Origin of the sequence: Methanobrevibacter sp. (genome assembly GCF_045644645.1) — an archaeon.
GTDB lineage: Archaea > Methanobacteriota > Methanobacteria > Methanobacteriales > Methanobacteriaceae > Methanocatella.
The window spans coordinates 20,954-45,522 of record NZ_JAZRHE010000039.1 but is presented as its reverse complement, the minus strand read 5'-3'; the positions used below and the strand labels follow the sequence as shown (position 1 = coordinate 45,522).

Sequence of the window (24,569 nt, the reverse complement as noted above, 5' to 3'; positions counted from 1 at the left end):
TTGGCCTCCGACTTAAAGTTCAAAAAAGGTATTAATATTTAAAACTAATTTTAAAAGGTGAAAAAACCATGCCAACTGATGACGAAACATTAAAAAGGGATAGAGAAATTTTAACTCATATCCAACATAGATATGATGAGGAAGAAAGAAGATTTCAGACTGTTGACTCTAAAATTAGTTCGATGATTGCTGTATTAATAATGATTTTTACAATACAAGGGTCATTATTCACAAATATTTTATCCAATATGGATAAATTAAATATTTTTATCATTGTTCTTTTTATTATATCATTAGTATTATATTTGGTATCTATTGGTTTTTTTATCAAAGCTCATTATTTTAAAAAGTTTTCTGCAACTCCAAAACCTTCTTTTTTAATGAATGAAGGTTCAAACGATGAATCTGAACATACGATTGTTAAAGATATGATTGCATTATATGGGGATTGTGTGAATGAAAATGAAGAAATAATAGAAAATAAAACAAGCATCGCAAAAAAAGGTTTTAATTTTTTAATTTATGGTGGATGCTTAAGTTTCATTTTCTTTGTTTGTTTTTTATTTGAATTATTCATCTAGTGTTTTATTTTCTAAGTTTTTATGTTTGGTAGCACCCTTTTCGACATATACTTTTCCATCTTCTTTTAAGGGGTAAGGATTTTTTGAGTCTTCTTTTTTGTCTTCACTCAATATTTCACCTCCATTTTATACTTTTTATTCTAAACATTTATAAATGATTTTTACATTTTTTTATCATAGTCATTTCGCTACTTTAAAACTTGTTTTCCACCTGGAATAAGTGGTTAAACTGTTCCATCAAATCACCCCATTTATTTCCTGGGTAAAAAAATAGCTTAGCTTACCATATAAAAAAAGTCTTTTTTGTTACCTCCTTTTGTGTAAAAAGACAATTTTTTAGTAACTCCTCATAATAATGAGGGGTTACTCATAAAAAACTTTTTTTTTAAATTATATTTTTTTGTCGTAATGTGAGATAGAATAAAAATACTTTTTTAGAGGATTTAAGGACTCCTCATCTCACAACCCAATTTAAAAGAATTTACTAAAAAAGGCTGAATTAAGAATGGAAACTAAAAAAGAATTCCAATGGTATGTTCCATTGCAGAAAAATAATACTTTAGAAGATGTGAAGTATCAGCTCAATGAGAATGGATCATTGGACATAGAAGGAATTGCAAGTACAATCAATAAAGACTTGCAAGGCGATGTGATGTTACCATCAGCTATTGATTCCATGAAGAAACAAATATTGGCCATGGGTAAAAATCTTCATGGAGACCATGAACCATTCCTTTTCAAAGGATTACTTGGAGCTGTCAACAAAGTTGATGAAACGGATGATGATAAGCTCCGAATCGGTGCTACTGTACTATCTAAGTATGCACAGGATATTAAGGAAATGATTGATATCGGTGTGAATCTTGGATTCAGTGTTGGTGGTGCTGCTACAAAGTATAAACTCAATAAAAGTAATGGTTTGGACATATCTGATGTGTATCTACGTGAAATTAGTTTAACTGCAATGCCCGCTAACCTTGAGACATTAGGCACAGTCACAACTCAAAAAGGAGTAGTGCAAGGCACTTGTCTCGGAGGCATTTGCCAGGAACTATCTAAAAATTTTAAAAAAACTCGAGAAGAGGAGATTACTATGTCTGAAGAAGAAAAAAAATAATCAAGAAGAAAATAAACCTCACGAAGAGGATTTAGACTCTAAAATTAAAAACATTGTTGATGAATTATGGGCTGAAAAACAACAAGGCATTGTTGATGCAGTTGTTAAAGAAGTCCGTTCAGAAATTAAAAATCTTGTTCAAGAAGCAATGAACCCTGAAGAACAAGGAGAAACTGGTGAAAGTGTTGAAAAATCATTTAACCCTGAAGACTTAGGGCCAGTCATTGCCAAAGCTGTACAAGAGGAAATGACAGATTTCAAAAAACAATTCTTTAAAAATATTGATAATAATCGCAACCCACAAAGTGGAGTGGATTTACAAAAACAAGAAGACCTTCTTAACAATAAACAAAAAGAAGAACTTACTAAAACTTATTCCACTGAAGAAACCGCAAAAATCTTAATGAAAAGACAAAGAACTGTTAATCCAATAATGGGTGCAGTATTAAATAATTTAGGTGAATAGATATGTCTGAAGAAATGAGTATGCAAGAAATTATTTCTAAAGTAGCAACTAATTCTGCTGAAATTCAAGAATTACAAAAAACATTCCAACAAGTGTCAGATTATCCAAATGCAATGCAAATTGAATATTCTGATAAGTTACAAACTAAAACTTTTGAAAGAGCACCTTTACTTAGGTTCTTAGAATCAAAAGGTCAAGTGTTTGATAATAAAGCAGCTATTGTTGGTTACTTTAAAGAAAATCCTGGTGAAGAAGACACAAAATGGATTGATGAATTAGAAGATCTTCCAGATTCAAATGCAGAATCCATTGATGAAATCACTGAAAAAATGAAAACAATTGCAGCACCAATCGAAGTCAGTATGATGTCTCAAATGGGAAATCATTATGTTGATATTCTCAAAAGAAGACAAGACCAAAAGTTCATTGAAGTAAACACTAAAACTGATGCTGCAATCATCGAAGGTTTCGGTACTAGTGCTAAAAAAGATTTCAAAGGTGTAACTAGACATGTTACCACAAATACTGAAAACTTAAATGGTGAACCTATCACTGAAGATATTATTGATGACATGTTAGAAGACATTCATAACAATAATGGTAATCCGGATGTTATGGTTGCGTCTTATGGTGTTGCTAAACAATTAAAAAAGATTGTTGCTCCTTACAGACGTTACAATGACAAAATTGACATAGGTTTAGGTCACCGTGTCACTAGTTATGAATCTATGGATGGTACTGAAATACCTATTCTCGTAGAATCAAACTATGATGTTGCTGGTGGAGATAAATTAGCTATTCTTGATTCTGAAACTTTAGAAGTACGTAGATTAATGCCACCTACATTAATCACTGATTTACCAGTCAACAAACTCGCTTACAAAAATGTTATCGCAGCATTCTTAACCATGTTAATGAACGGTGAGTTCAAAAATGGTATGATTACTGGTATTGGTCCTGGAGAATAAACATTCTCCATTTTGATTTTATTTTTATTAAATTTAATGGAGCTGATTAACGATGGCATTAACTAAAAAGCAATTAGCAGCATTAGATTCCTGCCCATGTCTTAAAGAATTAAAAGATTGGTTTATTGCAATTGACAATGAAGATGAACCTGCACCAATCAAAAAATATCATTTCATCAGTTATGGAGAATCAGCATGCACTACTGAATTAGGCCGAGGTACTGTTAAAACAACTGGTGTAACTACTTCAGGATATATTCAAGTCAAAGTAACCAGTAACAGTACAGACCAAAGTTTTGTAGGTCAAAAATTCTATGTTGTTGATACTGCTGAACCTGACGGTGAAACTGTTTATCAATTATACGCTGGTGCAGGAACAGGTGCTACTGGAATGTATGTAAAAATTTCTAATACTGCATTCCCAGAATAAGTGACTTTTTTACTTTTTTGAATTTCACTTATTTATTTTAAGTGGGAGGGATAGTAAAAAATGTCAGAAGAAGAAACAACTAATCATGATGAATTAGATAACTCAAGAGCTTTAATTATTAAAAAAATAAGTGCATATATTGGTGTTCCAATACTGCCGACTAATTTTACTCAATTTGAAAAATTTGATGGTGAAACTTTACATGTGAACATGTTCCCAATAAAAGAAGTAACTAATTTGACTATTGACAATAAACCTATTTCTGAGTTTACTGTTGATAATCAAGCTGGTTTAATTTACTTCCGACAACATTATACTGGTTTTTTGACGTTGGAGTATACAGCTTGTTTAACTGAAAATGATTATTCCTTGTATATTGAACCTTTAGTGGAAGATATGCTGGAATATGAAAATGATTCTGGTTGGGCAAAGAATGCTTCAAGTATTCGTGAAGGAGATGTCAGTATAAACCTTGATACAAGTATAGGTAAAGGTGCTTTAATACAGAAAAACTTGGATAATTTAAAGAGCATGTTTAACACTTATGCGAGAATGATTTAAAATGATTCCCTCCTTTTTTAATAACACCACTATTCAATTATATTCATACAGCCCTACTGGAGAATATGATGAATACGGTAAAAAATTTGAATATGTTTGTAAAGGTACTTTTGAAGTGGATCTACAACCATTAACTCCTGAATCAAGTCAAAAAGTATTCGGGAGAATAGAACAGGATTCATATAAAATGTACCTATCAAAGGATATTCCTATTGAATCAACTGATTTAATTAAAATCCCAGATTTGGGAACTTTTGAAATAGTGGGAACACCGGAAAAATGGAATCATTTATTAGAATACACTAAAGTAACCATTAAAAAACATCGCAAAGAAGGTGCTGTCTAAATGGTTCTGGAAATAGAAGTTGATTTTGGTTCAAAATTTGAAAAAATAACTAATGGTAACTGGAATCAAATTATTGACAGTGCTTTAAAACGAATGGTTGCTGAAGCAGATTCTATTTGTCAAAAAGAAGCACCTGTAAGGACAGGAACTCTCCGAAGAAGTATTGGTGCTTCACATCCTAGCATGTGTGTAGTTTGCCTTACTGGAGTAAACTATTGGGGTTATGTTCAATATGGAACCAGTAGACAATCAGCGAATCCATTTGTAACTCGAACCATCATGGAAGTAAAAAGTAAAAGATTATTTGAACTTAATCTTCGAGATGTACTGATTTCTCAAGGAATTTATTAAAAAAATGGAGGAATAAATTTTATGTTTCCTATGGAAAAAGCAATTTGGAATTTATTGAAAAATTCAATTTATTATGATAATGAAATTGTACTTCCTTTGATTCGTAGATTAACATCTCAAGATGAAACTCCCTGCATTACTATTCAACAAGCTTCAGAGGTTTACATCTCTGGAAAAAGAATACCTAATGCAAATGAGATTATTGAGTTGAAAAATAATGCGGAAGTATGGATCAATATATGGTGTGATACAGAAGAGCAAAGAAACTCTTTAGTGAATCAAGTAGAGACTCGTATCTTTCAAGCATTAGCTAATCATTATACGACATGCGCTAGGTATGATGATGGGGATTGTACTTTTCTGGAAAAGGAGTGTGCAACAAGGAATGTTACAAATGGTCGTACTGCTAAATGTCAATGTCCATATCCAAATGATTATGATTATTGTAGTTGGTTTAAACAAAATCAAATCATTAAGCGCACATTTGCGATAACTGGAGAACAAGACATGGATGAATTAGATTTAGTTAAACCAGTGCTTAGAACAATAATTAAAGTTGGAATGAATTATTATAAATGTTATAACGTTGGAGGCCATGAAATTGGCAATCTGATAGTTAATGAGGAATTATTATGACAAAAACTAAGAAAAAAGAAACCTCTGAAGAAAAATTCACATTAGTGGAATTAGTGAAAAATTCAGATTTACATTACCCATTAATAGTCCTGAATCTTTCTCATGCAGGTTTATTACAACAATATGAAAAAGAAGTTGAAGAAGAAGGCATTTTTGACATTGAGCCTTCAATAACTTTAACCGAATTTAACAAAATAATGGAGGCCTAAAATTATGCCTGATTCAAAAAGACCTGGAGTATATTTTGATGAAACTACTGAATTTGAGCTAGAAGGAACCGGCGGTAAAATCCCTGTTTTTATTGGTAAAACTGGAAATACTGCTGCAACTGGTTATAAAGTAGATGGTACTCAAGTACTCAAGTTCAAACATTATAATGAAGTTTGCAGAAGTATCGCAAATGGTGGAATCGGAACAGATACAACTTCCAACCCTCTACTTGCAGTTTTAGAAGAGTTCTTCGAGGAAGCTGAACCAAAATCTGCTGAAGATGTGGGTATTCCTTACATTTATGTCATTGACGTAGGAGCAGGAACTAGTAAAGATGTTTGGTTAACCGCATTAACAACTGCAAAACGTAAACCAGAGGCTATAGTTGAAGTATATTACGGAGCAGAAAACATCAGCGATAATAATTATACTTTCACAGATTTTATTATGGCTGCTAATGCAAGTATCGCCACCGAGACTGCTAACTTAAATCTTCGTAATGGATTTATCACTAAAGCAGGGGAAACTGATGCTAACTTAATTGCTTTAAATCCAACCAATGGAGGAATTTTAAAATCTCGTATTGGTATAGTTGAACCAGATAAATTTGGTAAACATGTTGCAATGCTTTGTTGCACACCATACTGGATTGAACCAGGATTCCTTGAATATCGCACTGTAAATGTTGGGGAATTTAAAGAAAGAACTGATGCAGAAATTGTAGCATTGCAAAATGCAGGTATCATATTTGGGGCTGATGAAATAGTAGCTGATTTAGCTGTTGCGCGTATGAACCTTGCAGTAAGCACTGCTTATGCTGCAAGCCCAAGACCTGCTGATAGTCTTTTCCATGCTAGATTCAATGCAGACCATTTATTAAGAGAAGTGTTTAAAGCAATATTCACTCAAGTGAAAGCAAATGAAACTGCGACTTATCTTGTTAAAGCACAAACAAAAGTTGATGCTGAAATTGATGCTGAAGTTGAAGCTGAAAGAATGATTCCATTTAACGCCGAAACTGGAGAGGGAACCAAATTAACACTTGTTGAATCTGATATTGAGCCATACAATGCAGAATTAGTTGGTCAAATTCACGGTATTAATTGTACTCATGCAATTAATGTAAGAGTTAAAATTAAAAATCCTGCTCTTAAAGCGGCAGGAGTATAGAGGAGGTTCATTATGCCTGTTGAAACTATTTATTATGGAGAATCACAGTTACTATTCGGAGATTTAGAGATTCCGTGTGATTCATTTAAGATAACTTTTAAAAGAGATAGTGAAGATTTAACTGCAAGTAACAGTAGCACTCCTTACGGCACCCAATTCGGGAAAGTAACTATTGAAGCAGAAGCATCAGATATTGACCCAGCATTAAGAAAACCCGTAAAAAAATTATGGGAACAAAAAGTAAAAGACACTCTCGCGTCATATGACTTTGAAGAAGATACTGGAAATCTTATAGAAGATGATGTACTTTACGGAGCATACATAACAGAAGTAAGTAAAGATACTGCTAATAAACCATTTAGTATTAAGTTTGGTGCTACAGGTTTTAAGAAACAAAACTAAAATTATTTTTTTTGTTTCTTTTATTTTTTTTGGGAATTTTTTTAAAACATTTTTTTTTTTATGATTTCGTTTTTATTGAAATCGTAATTTTTTATTCTTATTATTCTTTTTCAAAAAAAAAGGAGGAATGTTAAAATTGACTAAAGATAAAAAAGCTGCAAAAATGGAAAAACACTTATTAAAAACTCAATTTCCATTAGAATGTAAAGAATTACCTTACGAACATTTAGATGATGATGAAAAAATTGTTGTGGATAAATGTATAGAACATGAAGATCTATCTGAGGATGAGTTCAGTTTGCTTAAAAGAACGTTACAGAAATATCGAAAAGCAATACGTAAACACAAACCCTCTGAAACTGTGGCTTCTGTTGAGAAAACAATACAAATTATTGAAACTGAACAGGAATTATTGGATATTTTGGATAGTCCTGAAATGAAAACCTTGCTAGTGCATTTACCACTTGACGGAAAAATTTATGAGTTAAATTTTGAAATACTTCCGTTAGATAATAGCCGTGCAGTAAAAGGAATTGGCATGCAACTTGAACTTTTCAAGGATTTCACAAAAGAAGAAACTCAACTTTATACTAAATCACAAGCAGGTGAAGAATTATCTCCAGAAGAACAATTAATAGTTGATGAAATGAGTAAAGAAATTGCAAAAAGAGCTAATGAACAACAAGAAGAGATTATAGTCATGTTACTGGCTAATCAATTAAGACTTCCTAACAGTAATCAAGATGTTGAAGCACGTAAAAAATTCTGGGAGAAATTCCCATTCAATGCTAAATTATCTATTTTTATGAAAGTAGAAAACAAACTTGGACTCACTGAGTACAGTAATACAAAACTTTTTCCAACTGGTAACTAGTTTTATGGGGGAAGTGTATTTCAGAATCAGTAAAGATTTTGGAATAATGCCGAGTGAAGTGATCCGGAAAAAATTCACTCCTGATATGAGATTTCTTATTTTAAAATATAGTGAACAGATAAGGCAAGAAATGAGAGAATATCAGAAAATTAAAGAAAAAAGTAATGATTTGTAGAGGTTAAGTAAAAATGGCAACTAATGAAGAAGTAATGGTGTATTTCAAAGGTGTGGATAATGTTTCCAGCACTGCCAATAACATTAAACGTAATGTGAGTGGTATTGGAGATACTGCATCCGGAATCCGTGGTAAAATTAGTGGTATTGCAAGTAGTTTTGATATGGTATCCTCTGCAATTACTGGAGTTCTTGGTGGTATGAGTCTTATGGAGCAGGCCACTAGTATGTGGGAAGCTGCAACACAAAGACAAAGTTCTCAATTGTATCTCATATCTGCTTTTGGGGAAGATGCTAAAGATAAAGCAATTGAAATGCAAGGGAAAATTCAAGATATTGTTTCTCAAGTTCCTGGTGATGATACTTTTATGAATGTAATATTATCAGGAGCGCTTGCAAAACAAACTGACTTGAGTAATGATAAACTTAAGGAAGGAGCGAATGCGATTGCTGATTACCTTGCAGGAAGCGAAATGCAAGGTAAAAATGCCATGGAAGCTCAACAAGATATGAAATCATATATTTTGAGTGGAAGTACTTCAGAATTAGAGCGTTCAAGTATTTTAACTAATCAAGTTGATAAATTAAAAGACCAAGCTACTGTTTATGATAGAATTAACGCTTTAAATGATGCATTAAAAGCCGAAGGATTTGCAGGGTTAAGTGAAGCTGATTCGGCTGCTAATGCTATGACTGAATTCCAAGGCCACATTGAAAAAGCACAAGCGGATTTAGGGACTGTGTTTTTACCATATGTTCAAGATATATTAAAAGGGTTCAATGCTTGGGATACTAGTGTTGGTGGTGGTCTTTCTATGGCTATTGTTGGTGTAGGCACTGCTTTGAGTGGTGTTGTTACTGGTATTGGCACTATTGGAACTGCTTTCACTGGTTTAAATAGTATGATTGAAACTTTTGGGATGATTAAAGAGGTTCTTTTTGGTGCTCAAGCTGCTGAAGAAGCATTAACTGCAACAACAGCTGTTTCAACGGGGGTTACTGAAGCTCAAACAAGTGTTACTTCATTACTTGCTGAATCTCAAATGGCAGCTGCATTATCTGAAGCGGGTTTAACTGAATCTGAAGTTGCAAATATGGCTGCCATGTATGGTGCAACTGATGCTATTGTAGCTCAAGAGGCTGCTACAACTGCATTGGATGCTGGAAATTTAACTGCAATTGCTTCTCAAATGGGTTTATCTGAAGCAGAGTTAAGTTCTGCAATTGCTCATGCTAGTAATATCCCAGTTTTAGAGGCTGAAGGTGTGGCTGCTGAGACAAGTAGTGCTGGATTTTGGTCAATGGCAGCTGCGGAAATTGCAACATTATGGCCAATTCTTGCAATTGCAGCTGCCGTTGCAGCATTAATTGTTATTATTGAACAAATAGGTGAATCACTTGGATGGTGGACAGATTTCAGTACAATGTTAGATGCCATTAAAGCAGGAGTAATGCGTTTATGGGATGCTTTTATGAATAGTCCTCAAGTTCAAGGAACATTAGCAGCGATTCAAGGTGCATTCAATAATCTGATGAGTGCTTTACAACCAGTGTTCTCATGGTTAACTGCAGCATGGAATAACTTATTCAAAAGTGAAGGTGCAGGAAGTGGAGGGCCTGATGTTGTAAGAATGATTATAGATGTCTTTGGACAATTAGGAAGCATTGCAGGGCAAGTATTTGGTTTATTACAACAAGGTTTTCAAACAGTTTCTTATGTGATAACTCCATTATTGAACGGATTGTGGATGATTAGTGTAGTATTCTCACAATTGGCTGATGGAAGTATGTCTTGGCAAGATGCTTTCATACAAGTTATTACTATAATTTGGTCCGCATTGACTAATTTCGGTTCAAGGGTAGGTCAAATTGCATTGCAAATTGGAGCAAGAATATTAAGTGGTATTGTTAATTATGTTCGCCAAATACCTGGTAGATTATGGTCCTTTTTAAACCTTGCAGTAGGTAGACTGGTAATGTTTGCAACGGTTGCTGCGGTTCGTGCTAGATATGCAGGTATGAGAATAGTGAATGGTATTATTAATTACATTCGACAATTGCCTGGTAGAGTTGGACAATTTATGATGCAATTACCAGGAAGAATCGCTGCTGCTGCAGGTGCTGCGGTTAGTGCTGCTACAAGTCTTGCAACACAAGTTGTGAATGCAGTCAAGAATGGTATTGTTGGTCTTGCACAAACTGTTTATAATGAGTTTATGAGTATTCCTGACAAGATTAATAGTGCAGTTTCAAATGCAGTTCAAGCCGCCGCTAATTTTGGTAATGATATTAAAGATGCTGTATTGAATGCTTTGAATATTGCAAGTCCAGGTATTATTCAAAAGAAAATTGCTATTGAGTTTGCAGATATTCCTGGCCGTATAGGTGAATCTAATAAGTATGTATATAGTGCTGCTAGAGATTACGCAGGAAATATTCTTCGTGGTTTTAATGCTCCACAAATGGACATTAGAACATTAGGAGTAATAAGACAAAATTCAGATTACACTCCAAGTCCATCTAATCACAATACAACTATAATTCATGTTCATGAAAACGCTGTTCCTGTCGATGCGAGGAACATGACAAAACAGGAAGCTCAAGGTGTAATAACATATGCATTAGAAGATTTGTTCAGTAACCCTGAAGGAGCTGGAGGTGTATGAAATGGCAATGTATAACATTCCGACTGAAGGATCTAATTTAGAGATTATGGGTTTTCCTTTTTTCATTGAAAATGTTTCACCGGGAGAGGCATTTCGTAGAAGAGAATATAATTTTAATGGTATTGTTGGAGGAACCCAAAAAGTTACTCCTGGTGCTTACGTAGGATTAGATTTCAGTATAACTACTCATGTTCCTATTGATCCAGATAGGCCTGATGAACACAATAGTATTTTTCAGGAAATGATGAGTAAACAAGTTGAGGTTATCTCTCCAGAACTGGGAGGGCGGTTTAATGCTGTTGTAGTGATTAAACCGGAGCATGATAAATTAGACCATTTAAAATTAACTATTAATATTAAAGAAGTTCCAGATAGTCAAAGTTTAATCCCTGGCGAAGAGTTCACAGTTCCTGCAAAAAGAGAAGTTGAAACAAAAGGAGAAGCGAATGCAACCAGCAATACTTCAAGTTTGTTATCACAACTTAGAGGAACAAGTACTGCCGGATGGGCTGGTGTCAAAACTGGTACGGTTGATAAAAGTACATTACAAAGTTTACTTGATAAAAATGGAATTAGTAAAATTAACAGTATTGCTAAAAAAAATAAAGGAAGTGCATAAATGGCTGAAAATTCACTTTCTAAAGCAGGTTTGGAAGTATATGTTACAGAACCCGTCGAAGATCCTAATGTCACAGCTATTGGTAATGTGAATATGACTGGAACTGCCAATATGGTAGGTGATATTGGTAAAAGTAGTGGTTTTACATTTGGAACATCTTCAGAAACAGAAGAAGATGAAGAAGAAACAACAACTACTTCTAGCAATACTGACCCTTCTAAGAATTTTGTCTTACAAAATGGAAAAATATTATCTATAGATTATGTTGGTGAATTGTTTAGTGATAGTTTTGAAAGTGATTACAAAGATATTAGCAGTAATTCCAGTGTGAGTGTACCTATTGAATATCTAAATTTATTTTTTAAAGGGAAGAAAATTGCTTTAAAAAAAGCATGGCAAAATGGAATTCTCAATTGGGAACATATGGAAACTGCGATTCTTGGTTTCATAACTGAATTAACATGGAATAAAGATAAAGTTGATATCAAAATCAGTGGAATGGATAAACTATTAGAAGCTGAAGCAGACTTAGAATTCACACAAACTAAAAGAAGTGAAGTTGTCAAAGCAATCATTGAAGCGGCAGGATTAAAAGCCAAAGTTGATGTAACTGGATTAATTGATGATGTGATTGACTTCAGTACAAAATCAAGTAGTGGGAGTGATGAAGAGGGTAGTGGTGAATCAACTGGTAGTGCCAGTATTGATGAAGCAGTTAATAAAGCTATTAAAGGAAAAAAAGACCCTCTTGATAAAGCAAAAGCAATCGATAAGGCATTTAAGAATCATGTTTTTTACAGTTATTATTGGGATGTGCATCACCCTAACCTTGATGAGGCATGGAAGAATGCACATTTGAATTGTGCCGATGGGGCTAATGTATTATGTGCGATGTTCATAAAAGGTGGATTAAATGCAGTTATTTTACATGTTCCTGAGCATTATATTGTTAAAGTTACAATAAAAGGCAAAGCATACTTCACAGATAATGCAGCATCAGATGGACAGCATACCACAAGACCATTCGGTGAAGTTTGGAGAGGAAACACAAGTGGTTCAGTAGTTGGAACAAAGATTCCTGGATAAAATGGGGGGGTTAAAAAAATTGACAAGTTATTATGTTTGTGCAGATAATATTGATGGTAGGGAAAACTCAAGAATAAATGCATTAATGGAAGCAATGAAAAAAAAGGGACATTCTGCTACAAGTGGTGGTGTTGGTCCGAATACTGTTCAATCAAAAGGATTATCCAGTTCAAGTAGTGGTATGGTTGGTGTTTTTATTGTTGGAGGTTCTGATGCAGGAATGTATGTTGACTTCAGAGATGGGTTGAAAAGAGGATACTATCACTACAAACATATGAAAGTTGTATTTGCAAGTGAAACTGCAACAACCGATAAGTGGATTACTTGTAATGGATTAGCAAATACCCCATTGGTCAGAGCTCACGATGATAATTATAGTGGCTCTAATATTGATGCTGTAGGTCAAACGGCAAAAGCTTTCTTTGATGCAAATAAGCAGTATATCAGCTATGCTTGTGGGAAGAAAGGATGTACTTTTCAAGATGTTATAAATAATTTTTTCAGTGGTTCTGAAGATGGTTCGGGTGATGATTCAGAGGGGGGCACAAGTTCAACATTAAAAGAAGCATTGAAAAAAGCAGTATCAGGTTGGGATGGTGAAGTTGAAATCAATCTCAGAGAAGATACAGTTTATGTTAATAAAATTCATGATCCAACCGAAACCAAATTGTTAATCAATGAGTTTGATAATGTTATTTTTGATAGTGTCACTACTACAGATTTGAATCCTCAAACCCCAAATAAAATTATTATGAATTATCAAGGTCAAGAATTATCTTTGAAAGATGAAATAAGTATCAAAAGATTTGGAGAAATTCCGTTTACTGTTATGCCTGATGAATTTGTGAAATCATATGAAGATGCAATTGCCTATCTTCAAAGAGTTTGGAACAAAATTCGTCGTGACGATGCTAGACAAGTGGAATTAAAAGTTAATGGTGATTTTAGTTGGAAAACTGGTTTATGGGCGAGAACATTTCTCCCTTCTTTTTTTATTGATGATTATATGTATATTATCCGTACTTCTGATGAGGAAGACAGTTCAGGTAATTGGACTACTAATTTAACTCTTGTGGATTACCCCCCTAGTTTTGGTGTTGAAGAAGAAGAACCAGAAGAAGAAGATGAAGAGTCAGATGAAGATGTGGAGGAATAAATAAAATGACTGGGTTTAAAAATATCACTGTAACTGAAGGTCGTACCCGACAAGCATTCAAAGACGGTGTTAAACAATCGATTCTACCTCAAGTTAAAGAAACAGTTAAAACAGCTGTTGAAAATGAGCGTATAAGAACTGGTGTAATTACTAGATATTATCCGTATTTGGATAAAGCGGAAGTTAAACTTGATGATACTAAAAAAACAGTTTTATGTAAAATTCTTCATCGATTTGGTGGAGATATGATTGATTTCTACACCCCACTTGAGTATGAGGAAAGTTTTGATGAAGGTCTCCAAGAACCCTGCATTATTCCACGTGCAAGGCATAATGTTTGTGTTTTACAGATTAATGATAATGATAGTGATGAAAATCTTATTTTAGGATATTATCAGAATACCGATGTTACAGGATTTACTCCTGCTAAAGCAGGTAATATTAAGTTAATGAGTATTACAGAACCGAATCTCTATTGGATTGAATTTGGCCCCAATGGTTTAAATTTAAGATTACCAAAGAATCCAAGCATTGAAATGGGAACATTACCTGTTGAAATGGAAAATGGGGATTTTTACACTAAAAAAGAAGTTGATGAGAAATTAAAAAACACTGGTGATTCACTTGGTGATATGACTTATAGAGAACTCTTAGAAACCACTGAAGATTATAAAGAAACATTAGAAGACCATGTATATACATTGTTCCGTGGGGACTGTTGGACAATCAACAATAACTTTGAATCAAGCGCAGCAGTTACAAGCCAAACTTACAGGGATTTAACAGTTACTGGAACATTCCGTACGAAAAACGACCTAATTGGGTTATATTGGAATTCACAAGATCCTATCCAACATCCTTACATCAGTTATGGTTCTCGTAGTGATTATACTAATGTAATATTAGAATTTGATTACACCATGACTGGTTGTAAAGACTTTGCAGACAATAACAATCAACCTGTGAGTATAACTATTGGTAAAAACAACGGTGCAGTATATTATTTAACAATGAATCGTTTTATTAATAATGGGCATGTAAGATTGGATTTCAACAATTTAACTTTACTTCCTGGAAATGAATATATTAATGAAAAAGGTGAAACAATTACAGTCACTGAAGAAACACCTTTATCTGTAAATGACATTAAATTCATAATGCTTGTAATTGTTCCCACTAATTTTGTTGAGAATAAAACTGAATATACAATTATGGCTAATGCAGACTTTACTTGTAAAATTACAAATATTTCAGTTACCAATGGTAAAATTTGTAATGAGCATGCAATTCTTGAACCTCACTCATATAGATTATGCGAAGGCTATGATGATTTTTATGATTTAAACCCTAAAAGAGTTTGTCGAGAGATGCGAAAATTAGGTTACGCTGAATGGCTTGACCTTTATATTGGAGCATCACATTTCTATGAGAAAAGTGGCACTCCAGGAGATAAAATTGATGCACGAAACTTTGGTCATACTCGTACTGAGAAAATGGTGTTGGATAAGAATGTCCCTTTGAATCGTGCATTCCGTGCATGGTTAGATTGTTACAGTAGAGAATTAAAAGCAAATGACTGCCCTAACCTTGTAGTGTCTGTATCTATGGAAAATTTGCAATGTCCTATAAGTTGGAGGCAAAGGGATTGCAACGGCAATTATGCTCTTACAGGTTGGGTTCCATCTACATTTTTTTATAGCCCGTGTAATGACGAAGTAGCTCCTTATATGCAAATGGTGAGTGAAGCATGTTTAGATATTGTTGTAGCGAATGATATGCAACCAATTTTACAGATGGGTGAGGCTTGGTGGTGGTGGAATGAAAATGATAAACCTAATCAACCTCCTTGTTTTTATGATGATGCAACTCGGACAAAATATGCAAATACATTTGGAGAGAATATTCCTGAATATAATAATGCTTGGGGAAATTTTGATGCAAGTGTAATGCATTGGTTAAATCAACAATTATGTAGTTATAGTGATAAGCTCCGTGAAGTTGTAAAATCAAATAAATATGCTAATGGATTATATATGGCTTTGTTTTTCCCACCATCCGTATTAGATACAGACCGTGTACCTGCAATGATGCAAGAGGTTAACTTCTTAAAAAATGCGTATCATCCAGCCAAACTTGATGTATTGCAAATTGAAGACTACGACTGGGTAACTGGATTACCACAATCTCCAGAGACAAAAGAAAGAGACCGTAGTCATCACCATATCGCTTATGAGATAGGTCAGAAACTCGGATTTAGAGAGAATCGGTTGCATTATTTTGGTGGTTTTGTTCAATATGAAAAAGATGCGAAAGAGTTTTGGAGGTTAATCAAGCAAGCAATGGATGATGCTCTTGATAAGAATTTTAAAGAAGTTTTTGTATGGGCAGGCAGCCAAGTACGGAGAGACAAGAAAATTATTGGTTATGATAATATGGAGTTAGTTCAACAATTAATTTCAAATTAAAAAAATGAATTATAAAAAGGATGTGGATTATGACTTTGCCGGTAGATACTGATAGTTCTGATTATAAATTCAATAAAACATTGAATGAAGATGTTAAATTAGTTAGTAATGAATATGGGAAATATGATTTAGCTATGGAGAATGGAGACTATGTCAATATTACTGGATTGGATTCTTTACGAAATGCTTGTATCATAGCAATATTGACAAGGCACAATGAATTAAAAAATAATCCTACATATGAGGGTTTTGGTTGTCGTGTTCATGATCTTATCAAAGGAAATAAAAACAAATTATTACGATATAAAATGGAAATTAGTCTTATGGAAACTTTAAATCAAATGAGACGGATTAAAACAGTCAATTGGTTAAAAATTGTGGAAGATGATGTTCAATCATATAGGGTTTCTTTCAGCATTACAAGTATTAATGATGAAACTGTGAAAGGTAAGGTGGCATTATGAATTATAGAGAAAAGAGTTATGAAGAAATTTTTGAAGTAGCTTTGAATAATTGTCTTGAAAAAGGTTTAATCAGCCATGCAGATGAATTCATGTCATATATCAATAATCACGAAGATATTTCAAACTATTATGTGATGGATAAATCAGTAATGTCATTTCTTGGGGCATTATTTTACAAATATGGTTTAACTCCAACTTATGAATCTGCAAAAGTGGAATATGCGGGAGGGTTTGATTTAGAGGATATTGGTAAAATTGCTGGAATAAAGAGACCTGCGGCTATCCATGCTGAAGTAGATTGCACATTTGCATTAAAAGACCCTATTGATGAAGATGTTGAAATTCCTGCGGGGATAATTGTTTCTACAACTAATGGACTTATTCAGTATAAAACTATTGAGGATATTTTCATTGCTACTGGTGAAACTGAAACTACTGTATCCGCTAGAGCAGTAATCGGTGGTGTGAGTAGTAATATTATTGAACACAGCATTTCTAAGATTGTTTCAGAATTAGAGTATAATTTAAGTGTTACAAATAATAAGCCAAGCACTAGTGGTAGAGAAGCTTACACTGATGATGAATATCGTTACTTAATTATGAACCATAGAAAAATTGAAATAAAAGGTTCTAATGAAGCTTTTGAAGAGTATCTTGCTAATTTCGATGGACTTGACTCTTATAATCTTGTTCCTAATTGGGATGGGTCAGGTACAGTAAAAGTAATAATGGATCCTGGAACACCGGAACAGTTAAATCGAGCATATGATGATTTACAAAATAAAGTTTCTCAAACAAGTCAAGACATTGTAATGTGTGCTGCTGATAAGAAAACAATTGATATTTATGCAGTTGTTAATGTGGATATAGATCAAATCAATCCTTACAGTGAAATTGAGAAAGAAAACATTAAAGCAAGATTAATATCATGTATTAAAACTTTCATTGATGGGGGTTATATGAACAATGGTCGATGGTATCCTGGGTTGTATCTTGGTGAGGATTTTATTCCTCACAAATTGGCTGTTTTTTTAGATATTGAAGTTCCAGAACTGAAAAATATCGATTTTACTTATCCTACAGGTTATGTGAAGATATCTGATGAAGAAGTAGGTGTTAGTAACAATATTACAATTGAGATGATATGATGACTGTTTTAAAAACATTACTAAGTATGTTCCCATCTCTTTTTAATAAGGATGAAAATAGTAATTTTTATAAATCTCAATATGTTACTTCTGAGATGTTTCGTGATTTGTATCAATCCTTATTTGATATTACTGAAAGTTTAAAATTGGACAAGAGAGTATTTATTTTTCGGGAGCAAAATAGTTCTTATAATTATATTATTCATTTTCAAGCTAATTTTCCTAATTTAAAAAATGTAACTATCTATAAAAATGATGAAATGATATACACAGAGTCATTTGAGGAGGATGATTTTGTTGATACCTTTGAGTATTCTTATAGTCATAGTACATTAGATGACGGTTATGCTGAGGATGTTGTGATTCCTCCAGACTCTTTTCGTTTATATGTTGAAACATGGACGGAGCATATCATTGAGAAAGGATATCCTGAAAATGATACTCAAAAAGGAGATATTTTTGACCATGATATTAGTCTCGATGAAATTGGGGCTTTACATGATATTCCTAGAAAAGAATATTTGACGGGTCTTTCTCCGAATTTGTATCCTGCAACAGAACCCCCATATAACAATCAAAAAACAGAAGATGATTATCATTACATGAAAAGAATAATCACTTATGCAGAAAAGCTTCATACTACTCCAGCTCCAATTTTGGAAATATGGAAACTTTATGGTATCGATGCCACAATGGAAAACAGAGAAAAATTAATATTAAAATTTTTCGATGAATCAAAACATATTGATGAGGAAACGGGTTTGTATAATCCCGATTGGATTCCAGAACCATGGGAGCATAAAGACACATTTTGTAGTTATGAGCAAGTTGGTGGAAAATTCTTGTTTATAACTCCTGAAACCAACATGCCTACTGTAAATAATGATTTAATGATTAGTTTCAAAATTTTAGACGCATTTGGAAAAGAAATCGAAGAAGATTATACATACACTATTAAAATTCAAGATACAATCATTGCAACAGACCTAACGGAAAATCAGTTCATTATTCCAAAAAAGTATTTAAACACTAGCGGTGAACTTGCAATCAATGTAATTTGTTTAAACAAATCTCAAGAGATTATAAGTGATGAAACAGTTTACATCAGAGTAAGAGGTTGCAGTGATGCAGATTGGTATGTAAGTCCAATTGGTTCAAATAATAATGATGGAATGACAATAAACACCCCATTCAAAACGATTACTAAAGCATTACAATCAGTTCAAACAAATGCGAATCTGATTGCATGTGCAAGTGGAAATTATTCTATCACACAGAGGATGAATGTTCCAAGATCAGCAGTGCTAATTGGTTGTGGGAATGTAAATCTCATAAATAATAATGCCGGTGAATATTTTAGATTAACTAAAAAGAAATCACTCAGTATTCAGAACATCACTCTTAAATATGGAAATATTTCAACAGAGGTTATTAATGACGAATTCGTTAATGTAGGGGATATTCCATTGATTGTGGATATTCTTGCGGAAAAATTAACACTAAACTCAACAAAGAAAATCTACAGGGCAACAGAAGAAATAGAATTATCTGGGGTACTCACAGATAAAAATGGATTTGTTGCAAATGCAGACATTGATTTATATTGTAATGATATATTCATTGAAACTCTTTCAACAAATGAGAATGGAGAATTTGAATATTCTTCACTTAAGGAAACCGGAATCTACATATTCAAAGTAGATTATGAAAACAATGAAGGGCGTATTAGAGAAAGCAGCATTAAAGTCACTGTTGGAGACTATGATTTTGAATCATTGATTGAATATCTCAATAGCCTTGGAATATTTTCACTTGTGAACAATCTCACATATGACGATCATATTCTTTCATATTCACTTGAAACAATTGAAGATAGTTCTTCATTCAACAATGTGATTTACAATCTTGAATATGAAAATGGAATTCTCTCATGTGAATCAATTGAAATCTCACAAGAAACTATTGAAAGTGGAATAATTTCAGATGAACTATGGGAAGAAATACTCAATGCAGTTGTAACAATCTCATATGAAAATTCAATTTTGACATGTACAACTGTAAATGATTATATAAGGTGAAAAAACATGACAGAATTGTTTGAAACTTCAGAAGAAGTCAAAAAAGCAATGTATGGTGATGATTACGATACATTCACAGAAAGGAAGTATAATTTTGCAATTATCAGAAAAACAGAAAATGAAGTAGTATATGAAGAGATGTGGATTCTTGTAAATGCATATTATGATTATGTGCATGCAAAATTCATAAAAATTGATAAATATGCAATTAGTCTTGGAATACAACTACAAGCAAAAGGTAACAATCCAGGTTATAATTTTTGGATGTGTCCGGCATGGTTAGATAGTAACGATGAGTATATTGTAGAGATGGATGAAGATTGTTATGATTACACGGATATGAAAAATGAAGGTTATATTGGTGCGGAATATGATAATGAATACTGGGGGGATGATAACGGAACCTGGAGGACATTTGGTATTGCTACTGGATGGAATCCAAGCACCCTAATAACTGTTGATTCTGCATTATCTTCCGAATCAGAAAATCCTGTTCAAAACAAAGTGATTGATGCAACATTGTCTGATTATGTTCAAAAATCACAGACAAGTGGTTTGTTGAAAAATGATGGTACAGTGGATACTAATACTTATCTGCGAGTTTTAAATCATGTTATTCATGTAAAGAATGTATGTACTATTACTGGCATAGATTTAGTTGGCGAAGAATATGATTATGCTCTGGGTGAGTCTGTCGTTTATGCATTAAATGGTTCTCTTATATATGGTAATGATGGTAACGGTACTGAGAGACTCTGTTATGATTTTGAAGGTGATGAGGTTGTATCTGAGGATAAGGAACTTGTAGTAAAAGGGGATATTGCTGACAGTGATTGGACAGATCTGACTTTAACTGGTAACTTCTACAATTTTGATTCAAGTAATAAAGTGCAATACAGGAAAGTATATAAAACTGTTCAAATAACTGGTTTACCTGTTCTTAATGCGAATCCTGCTGCAAATGAAGAATTAATCATTGGAGCCCTTCCTGAAGGATGTAGGCCTCCTCGTAATGTATCTTTTGTAGCGCAATGTAAGGATAGTGTTAAATTATGGACATGTACTGTTAAAGCTAATGGAGACATTACTTTTAAAGATTTAAGAGACCCTACTGATTTTATTGCAGGAACAGCTTTTTCTGATGTTTTAGTATTAAATGTTACTTTTTTCATAAATCCATGAGTTGGTGAAAATGGTTGATAAAAAATGTAAATATTTTCGACATGAACCGTATATGACATCAAATAATTATGATATTTATTTGAACCCCTCTGAAATTCCAGCAAATATCCAAAAAGAAAATGTAGATGATTTACAACATAGATTACAAAAATTGATGCCTTTAGGAAAGTTCATACATATCAATTTTAATACGGATTCAGAAACAATGACAGAATCAAATAGTTTTGATGTTTCAACACATTTTAAAATTAATAATAAGGAAGTGAATCTTATATGAATGTCACGGGCCATTATATCTTTAAATCAAATGAAAAAATAATACTGCAAGGTACGAATATCATAACAAGATTAGGCGAATCTTTTTTTATGAATAGGCTTGTAAATTCAGAATTTAAAGCATTACAGTATATTATGTTAGGAACAAGTAAAATACAACCACAAAAAACAGATTTGCAACTTGGAAATGAAACAGTGAGAAAAAAAGCATACTATGAAATTGACTTAAAGAAAAAACAAATTAAGCTTTCATGCAGTTGTAGCTTATCAGAAGTACTGAACACAACTGAAATAGGAACAAGTGAAGGAAATATTTTGATAAGTCATGATACATATCAGAGAATCACAAAAAGCATGTTGGGAAATGTTGTAGACAGTATTGAAATAGAATATATCTTTAATTTTTCAACATCTAGCATCAAAAAAAATTGGTTATACTATAATCTTGCGGATGTTGAAGCAATCAACAATATTTATTACACGCCTGAAGAAAACATGGTTGTTCGTGTAACTGAAGAAAATTATTCCACTGCTCAAACAGGATACCATGCGGTTAATAGTGTTGATGATTTAAAAACATCTCATGGTGCTTATTACTATGATCCTTTTTCAAAGAATTTATTTATTAGAACTTTAAATGACGAAGATCCGAATAATTCAAAAATTGCAGTGACAACAAGGTGAAAATTATGAGTGAAAAATGCAATCCAAATTATCAAAATTTGAACACGGTTAAATCGTATGGTGAACAGAAACAGGCTACGGTTCAATGGGCAGATCAAGTCTGTGCAAACGACGAATACCTAAAACAAGAAGTAGACGAATTGAACTATCGTTCACCTGCACGTATCCGAAAGAGATGGCAACCCATACTTGTAGATGACCAAAATTCGTATGGGTATACTGTAAATCCAAATAAAACAGTTACGTTCTCAGAATTATTAAGTGATAATGTTACAATTGATTTTAGTGACTTTTCGATGATTGATGTTGAAAGAAGTGATTGTGACTTCAAAATATTCAAAGATGGGAATAACGTTCAACATAAATGTGCAACAATCCCTATGGTAAAGACTGGGACATCTATAACGACTTGCAGAAACTTAAATCCTGGAGATAGTATCAATTCATTCTGGTACTGTGGATTTGATAAAAACAAAGAATATCATATCCGTCCAGATTGGATAAAAGATTGGAAAGATAGTGAAATTCCATCGGTTTGTAGGGCGCAAACGATTACAATTCCGAATGGAGTCACTAATGGGATATTATATTCTGTTGATTTGAGAATTGAAAATAACGGAACAAATAACAGTAATTGGGGAAGCCCATTGTATGTGCAAATATGGAAAACAAAACCAGTAACAGTTGAAAAAACATATTGGGACAATAATAAAAAGAAATCTGTATCATATAATCCGAAACGTTATGAAACAATTCATTATCCAACTGGGACTCCTGAAACAGCTCTTGCTACTGCGGTATATGAACCAACTAGAATAGAGCCACATTTACAAAATTTCACTTTTGACAAAAAAATCACTGTTAATAGTGGTGAGCATTATGCAATTGTTATGATGTCCCCATTGTCTCATTGGGAGCATTGTCCACGGATAGGGGGATGGGGTCGTAATTGTGACTTTGATAAGTATGCTGGAGGAGATGCATTTCTCAGCGAAAACAACGGTCAAACATGGCAAAGATATGGTAAAAATGACACAACAGTAAATCAATATCGGATGGGGATGTATACTCCATTAGATTTTGCTTTTGTGGCGCACATTGGTGTTTTCACTGATGGATATGCTATTAATGAAGATTTCTATTTATATCTTAAACCAATTCAAAGTAATCCAATAAAATCAGTACAGTTGGTTCCTGTTGGATATGGGAATGAAGCACAGGAGTCGGCTATTAATATGGAATTTCAAGTGTCGAAAAGTGGTAAGGCGAATAGTTGGGTCACTCTTGATGCAAATGAGCTCAGTATTAATTTCAATCGTGACCCGAATACAGGGGAATATCCTCATTTTGCTTTTATTCGTGTGAAAATGAAGACTACTGATTCAACAAAAGCCCCATACTTGGATTCATTGAAGGTTATTTATGAAATGGATATTCCTAAAGAGATGTATGTTCGTACAATTAAATATAATCCGAAAACAAGCCCTATGTTAGGCGCTAGCGCGTGGAGTAAATTCTTCAGCAGATTTGAAACAGACCCTCAAGTAAGAGGTTCTGTAGAACTTATATCTGAAAAAATAGGTATCGAACATTTCAGTATAATCACTGCACAAGAATTAGAAAATTATACATATATTGATGGGTTAGATGATGAAAAACTAACTGATGTTGATTTGAGTGTTAGATATGAATATCTGATGAACGATGCAAATGCATTGGATATCTTAAAGGGAAATAAAGTGTATGTGAAACCATACACTTACATAAAGAATGGACAATCAATTACTCATAAAATGAGTTTTAGTGAAGGTATTAAATTTGATAATAGTCCTTCATATCCAATTATTTCTGCTGAATTAAACCCATATGGAAATGCAAATGAAATTCCACTGGCGGAGTGGATAGATTATTCATTTGATTATGATAAGGACCAGTTGATTTTCAATGAAATAATGAATCAATACAGTGAAAATGGTACTACTGTTTATGAAACAATGTCAGAGTATCTTCCAGTTGGGACTCTTGAAGTTGCATATCATCCTATTTTCATACAAAATCTTTCTGCAAATGATGTTGGTATTCGTGAAGATAGTGAAGGATTTGTTCTTGATTACTTCAAAGAAGAACGCATAATCGAGCGAGAAGATGTTGAAAATAGATATATTCCAATTAAGTTCCCATCTTGTGATCCTATACGAAGTCTTGTGATTGATGATAAAGAATATATTGAAGACATACATTTTACAGTTGATTACATCCGTAGAAGAATTAAATTCCCTATAATTGATATTGATAATTCTTCAACACTTCTCACAGAAAATCAAGGAAAAGAAATGTATGTTGTATACACACCAAATATTGAAGACCCTGGTTTGATAATGGCGTATAGGGGAGTTCGTGAAGATACAAGTCAACAAATGAGAATTTTTGAAAATTATATAGAATATAAGGTGTAAAAA

General features: G+C 33.2%; 26 protein-coding genes. 25 read left to right on the top strand and 1 reads right to left on the bottom strand.

Going from position 1 to position 24,569, the window contains the following annotated elements:
• Window positions 1–68 precede the first annotated feature (68 nt).
• A complete protein-coding gene (locus ACKI4K_RS02855) occupies window positions 69–581 on the top strand; it encodes a hypothetical protein (RefSeq protein WP_407422091.1) in 513 nt (170 codons plus the stop codon).
• On the opposite strand, the gene ACKI4K_RS02850 is transcribed toward ACKI4K_RS02855, so the two are convergent.
• The gene (locus ACKI4K_RS02850) at window positions 570–692 is read right to left on the bottom strand and encodes a hypothetical protein (RefSeq protein WP_407422089.1); all 123 of its coding nucleotides are present in this window, start codon (window positions 690–692) and stop codon (window positions 570–572) included. The two genes, ACKI4K_RS02855 and ACKI4K_RS02850, sit on opposite strands and share 12 nt — an antisense overlap.
• A 394-nt stretch (window positions 693–1,086) precedes the next feature.
• Between ACKI4K_RS02850 and ACKI4K_RS02845 the strand changes: the two genes are divergently transcribed.
• The 24 genes from ACKI4K_RS02845 to ACKI4K_RS02730 all read left to right on the top strand — a co-directional run bounded on the left by ACKI4K_RS02845 (window position 1,087) and on the right by ACKI4K_RS02730 (window position 24,566).
• Entirely contained in the window at window positions 1,087–1,698 is a 612-nt protein-coding gene (locus ACKI4K_RS02845; RefSeq protein ID WP_407422087.1) for a hypothetical protein, read from the top strand.
• Between the two features lie 148 nt (window positions 1,699–1,846).
• Entirely contained in the window at window positions 1,847–2,164 is a 318-nt protein-coding gene (locus tag ACKI4K_RS02840) for a hypothetical protein (protein ID WP_407422085.1), read from the top strand.
• A gap of 20 nt (window positions 2,165–2,184) precedes the next feature.
• On the top strand, window positions 2,185–3,132 hold the full coding sequence (locus ACKI4K_RS02835; RefSeq protein ID WP_407422083.1) for a DUF5309 family protein: 948 nt from the start codon (window positions 2,185–2,187) through the stop codon (window positions 3,130–3,132).
• A 52-nt stretch (window positions 3,133–3,184) separates the two neighbouring features.
• A complete protein-coding gene (locus ACKI4K_RS02830; protein WP_407422081.1) occupies window positions 3,185–3,562 on the top strand; it encodes a hypothetical protein in 378 nt (125 codons plus the stop codon).
• Between the two features lie 60 nt (window positions 3,563–3,622).
• A complete protein-coding gene (locus ACKI4K_RS02825) occupies window positions 3,623–4,123 on the top strand; it encodes a hypothetical protein (protein ID WP_407422079.1) in 501 nt (166 codons plus the stop codon).
• A gap of 1 nt (window position 4,124) precedes the next feature.
• Window positions 4,125–4,469, top strand: a complete 345-nt coding sequence (locus ACKI4K_RS02820; protein WP_407422077.1) for a hypothetical protein — start codon at window positions 4,125–4,127, stop codon at window positions 4,467–4,469.
• Complete coding sequence (locus ACKI4K_RS02815; RefSeq protein ID WP_407422075.1) at window positions 4,470–4,820, top strand: HK97 gp10 family phage protein; 351 nt, start codon at window positions 4,470–4,472, stop codon at window positions 4,818–4,820. It begins immediately after the preceding gene.
• Between the two features lie 21 nt (window positions 4,821–4,841).
• A complete protein-coding gene (locus ACKI4K_RS02810; RefSeq protein ID WP_407422073.1) occupies window positions 4,842–5,456 on the top strand; it encodes a hypothetical protein in 615 nt (204 codons plus the stop codon).
• The gene (locus ACKI4K_RS02805; protein ID WP_407422071.1) at window positions 5,453–5,665 is read left to right on the top strand and encodes a hypothetical protein; all 213 of its coding nucleotides are present in this window, start codon (window positions 5,453–5,455) and stop codon (window positions 5,663–5,665) included. The genes ACKI4K_RS02810 and ACKI4K_RS02805 overlap by 4 nt, the downstream gene beginning before the upstream one ends.
• Window positions 5,666–5,669: 4 nt before the next feature.
• Window positions 5,670–6,836, top strand: a complete 1,167-nt coding sequence (locus ACKI4K_RS02800; RefSeq protein WP_407422069.1) for a hypothetical protein — start codon at window positions 5,670–5,672, stop codon at window positions 6,834–6,836.
• 12 nt (window positions 6,837–6,848) lie between these two features.
• Entirely contained in the window at window positions 6,849–7,238 is a 390-nt protein-coding gene (locus tag ACKI4K_RS02795) for a hypothetical protein (RefSeq protein ID WP_407422067.1), read from the top strand.
• 136 nt (window positions 7,239–7,374) lie between these two features.
• Window positions 7,375–8,112 (top strand): hypothetical protein, encoded by a 738-nt coding sequence (locus tag ACKI4K_RS02790; protein ID WP_407422065.1) that lies wholly within the window; start codon window positions 7,375–7,377, stop codon window positions 8,110–8,112.
• A 188-nt stretch (window positions 8,113–8,300) separates the two neighbouring features.
• Window positions 8,301–10,952 (top strand): hypothetical protein, encoded by a 2,652-nt coding sequence (locus ACKI4K_RS02785; protein WP_407422063.1) that lies wholly within the window; start codon window positions 8,301–8,303, stop codon window positions 10,950–10,952.
• Between the two features lies 1 nt (window position 10,953).
• Window positions 10,954–11,571: a hypothetical protein gene (locus ACKI4K_RS02780; RefSeq protein WP_407422061.1), complete on the top strand. Its 618-nt coding sequence runs from the start codon at window positions 10,954–10,956 to the stop codon at window positions 11,569–11,571.
• Window positions 11,572–12,657: a hypothetical protein gene (locus tag ACKI4K_RS02775; protein ID WP_407422059.1), complete on the top strand. Its 1,086-nt coding sequence runs from the start codon at window positions 11,572–11,574 to the stop codon at window positions 12,655–12,657. It abuts the gene before it with no gap.
• A 19-nt stretch (window positions 12,658–12,676) separates the two neighbouring features.
• Window positions 12,677–13,813 (top strand): hypothetical protein, encoded by a 1,137-nt coding sequence (locus ACKI4K_RS02770; RefSeq protein ID WP_407422057.1) that lies wholly within the window; start codon window positions 12,677–12,679, stop codon window positions 13,811–13,813.
• A 5-nt stretch (window positions 13,814–13,818) separates the two neighbouring features.
• Window positions 13,819–16,278, top strand: coding sequence for a hypothetical protein (locus tag ACKI4K_RS02765; protein ID WP_407422055.1), 2,460 nt, complete (start codon window positions 13,819–13,821; stop codon window positions 16,276–16,278).
• Window positions 16,279–16,307: 29 nt separating this feature from the next.
• Complete coding sequence (locus ACKI4K_RS02760) at window positions 16,308–16,742, top strand: hypothetical protein (RefSeq protein WP_407422053.1); 435 nt, start codon at window positions 16,308–16,310, stop codon at window positions 16,740–16,742.
• Window positions 16,739–17,890, top strand: coding sequence for a baseplate J/gp47 family protein (locus tag ACKI4K_RS02755; protein WP_407422051.1), 1,152 nt, complete (start codon window positions 16,739–16,741; stop codon window positions 17,888–17,890). Before ACKI4K_RS02760 ends, ACKI4K_RS02755 begins: the two co-directional genes overlap by 4 nt.
• A gap of 260 nt (window positions 17,891–18,150) precedes the next feature.
• Entirely contained in the window at window positions 18,151–19,968 is a 1,818-nt protein-coding gene (locus ACKI4K_RS02750; RefSeq protein ID WP_407422049.1) for a DUF1565 domain-containing protein, read from the top strand.
• Between the two features lie 6 nt (window positions 19,969–19,974).
• Window positions 19,975–21,150 carry a hypothetical protein gene (locus tag ACKI4K_RS02745; protein WP_407422047.1) on the top strand — a complete coding sequence of 392 codons (1,176 nt, stop codon included), beginning with the start codon at window positions 19,975–19,977 and terminating at the stop codon, window positions 21,148–21,150.
• A gap of 10 nt (window positions 21,151–21,160) precedes the next feature.
• A complete protein-coding gene (locus ACKI4K_RS02740; protein WP_407422045.1) occupies window positions 21,161–21,427 on the top strand; it encodes a hypothetical protein in 267 nt (88 codons plus the stop codon).
• Entirely contained in the window at window positions 21,424–22,110 is a 687-nt protein-coding gene (locus ACKI4K_RS02735; RefSeq protein WP_407422043.1) for a hypothetical protein, read from the top strand. The genes ACKI4K_RS02740 and ACKI4K_RS02735 overlap by 4 nt, the downstream gene beginning before the upstream one ends.
• Before the next feature lie 5 nt (window positions 22,111–22,115).
• Window positions 22,116–24,566 (top strand): hypothetical protein, encoded by a 2,451-nt coding sequence (locus tag ACKI4K_RS02730; RefSeq protein ID WP_407422041.1) that lies wholly within the window; start codon window positions 22,116–22,118, stop codon window positions 24,564–24,566.
• The last annotated feature ends 3 nt before the right edge of the window (window positions 24,567–24,569 follow it).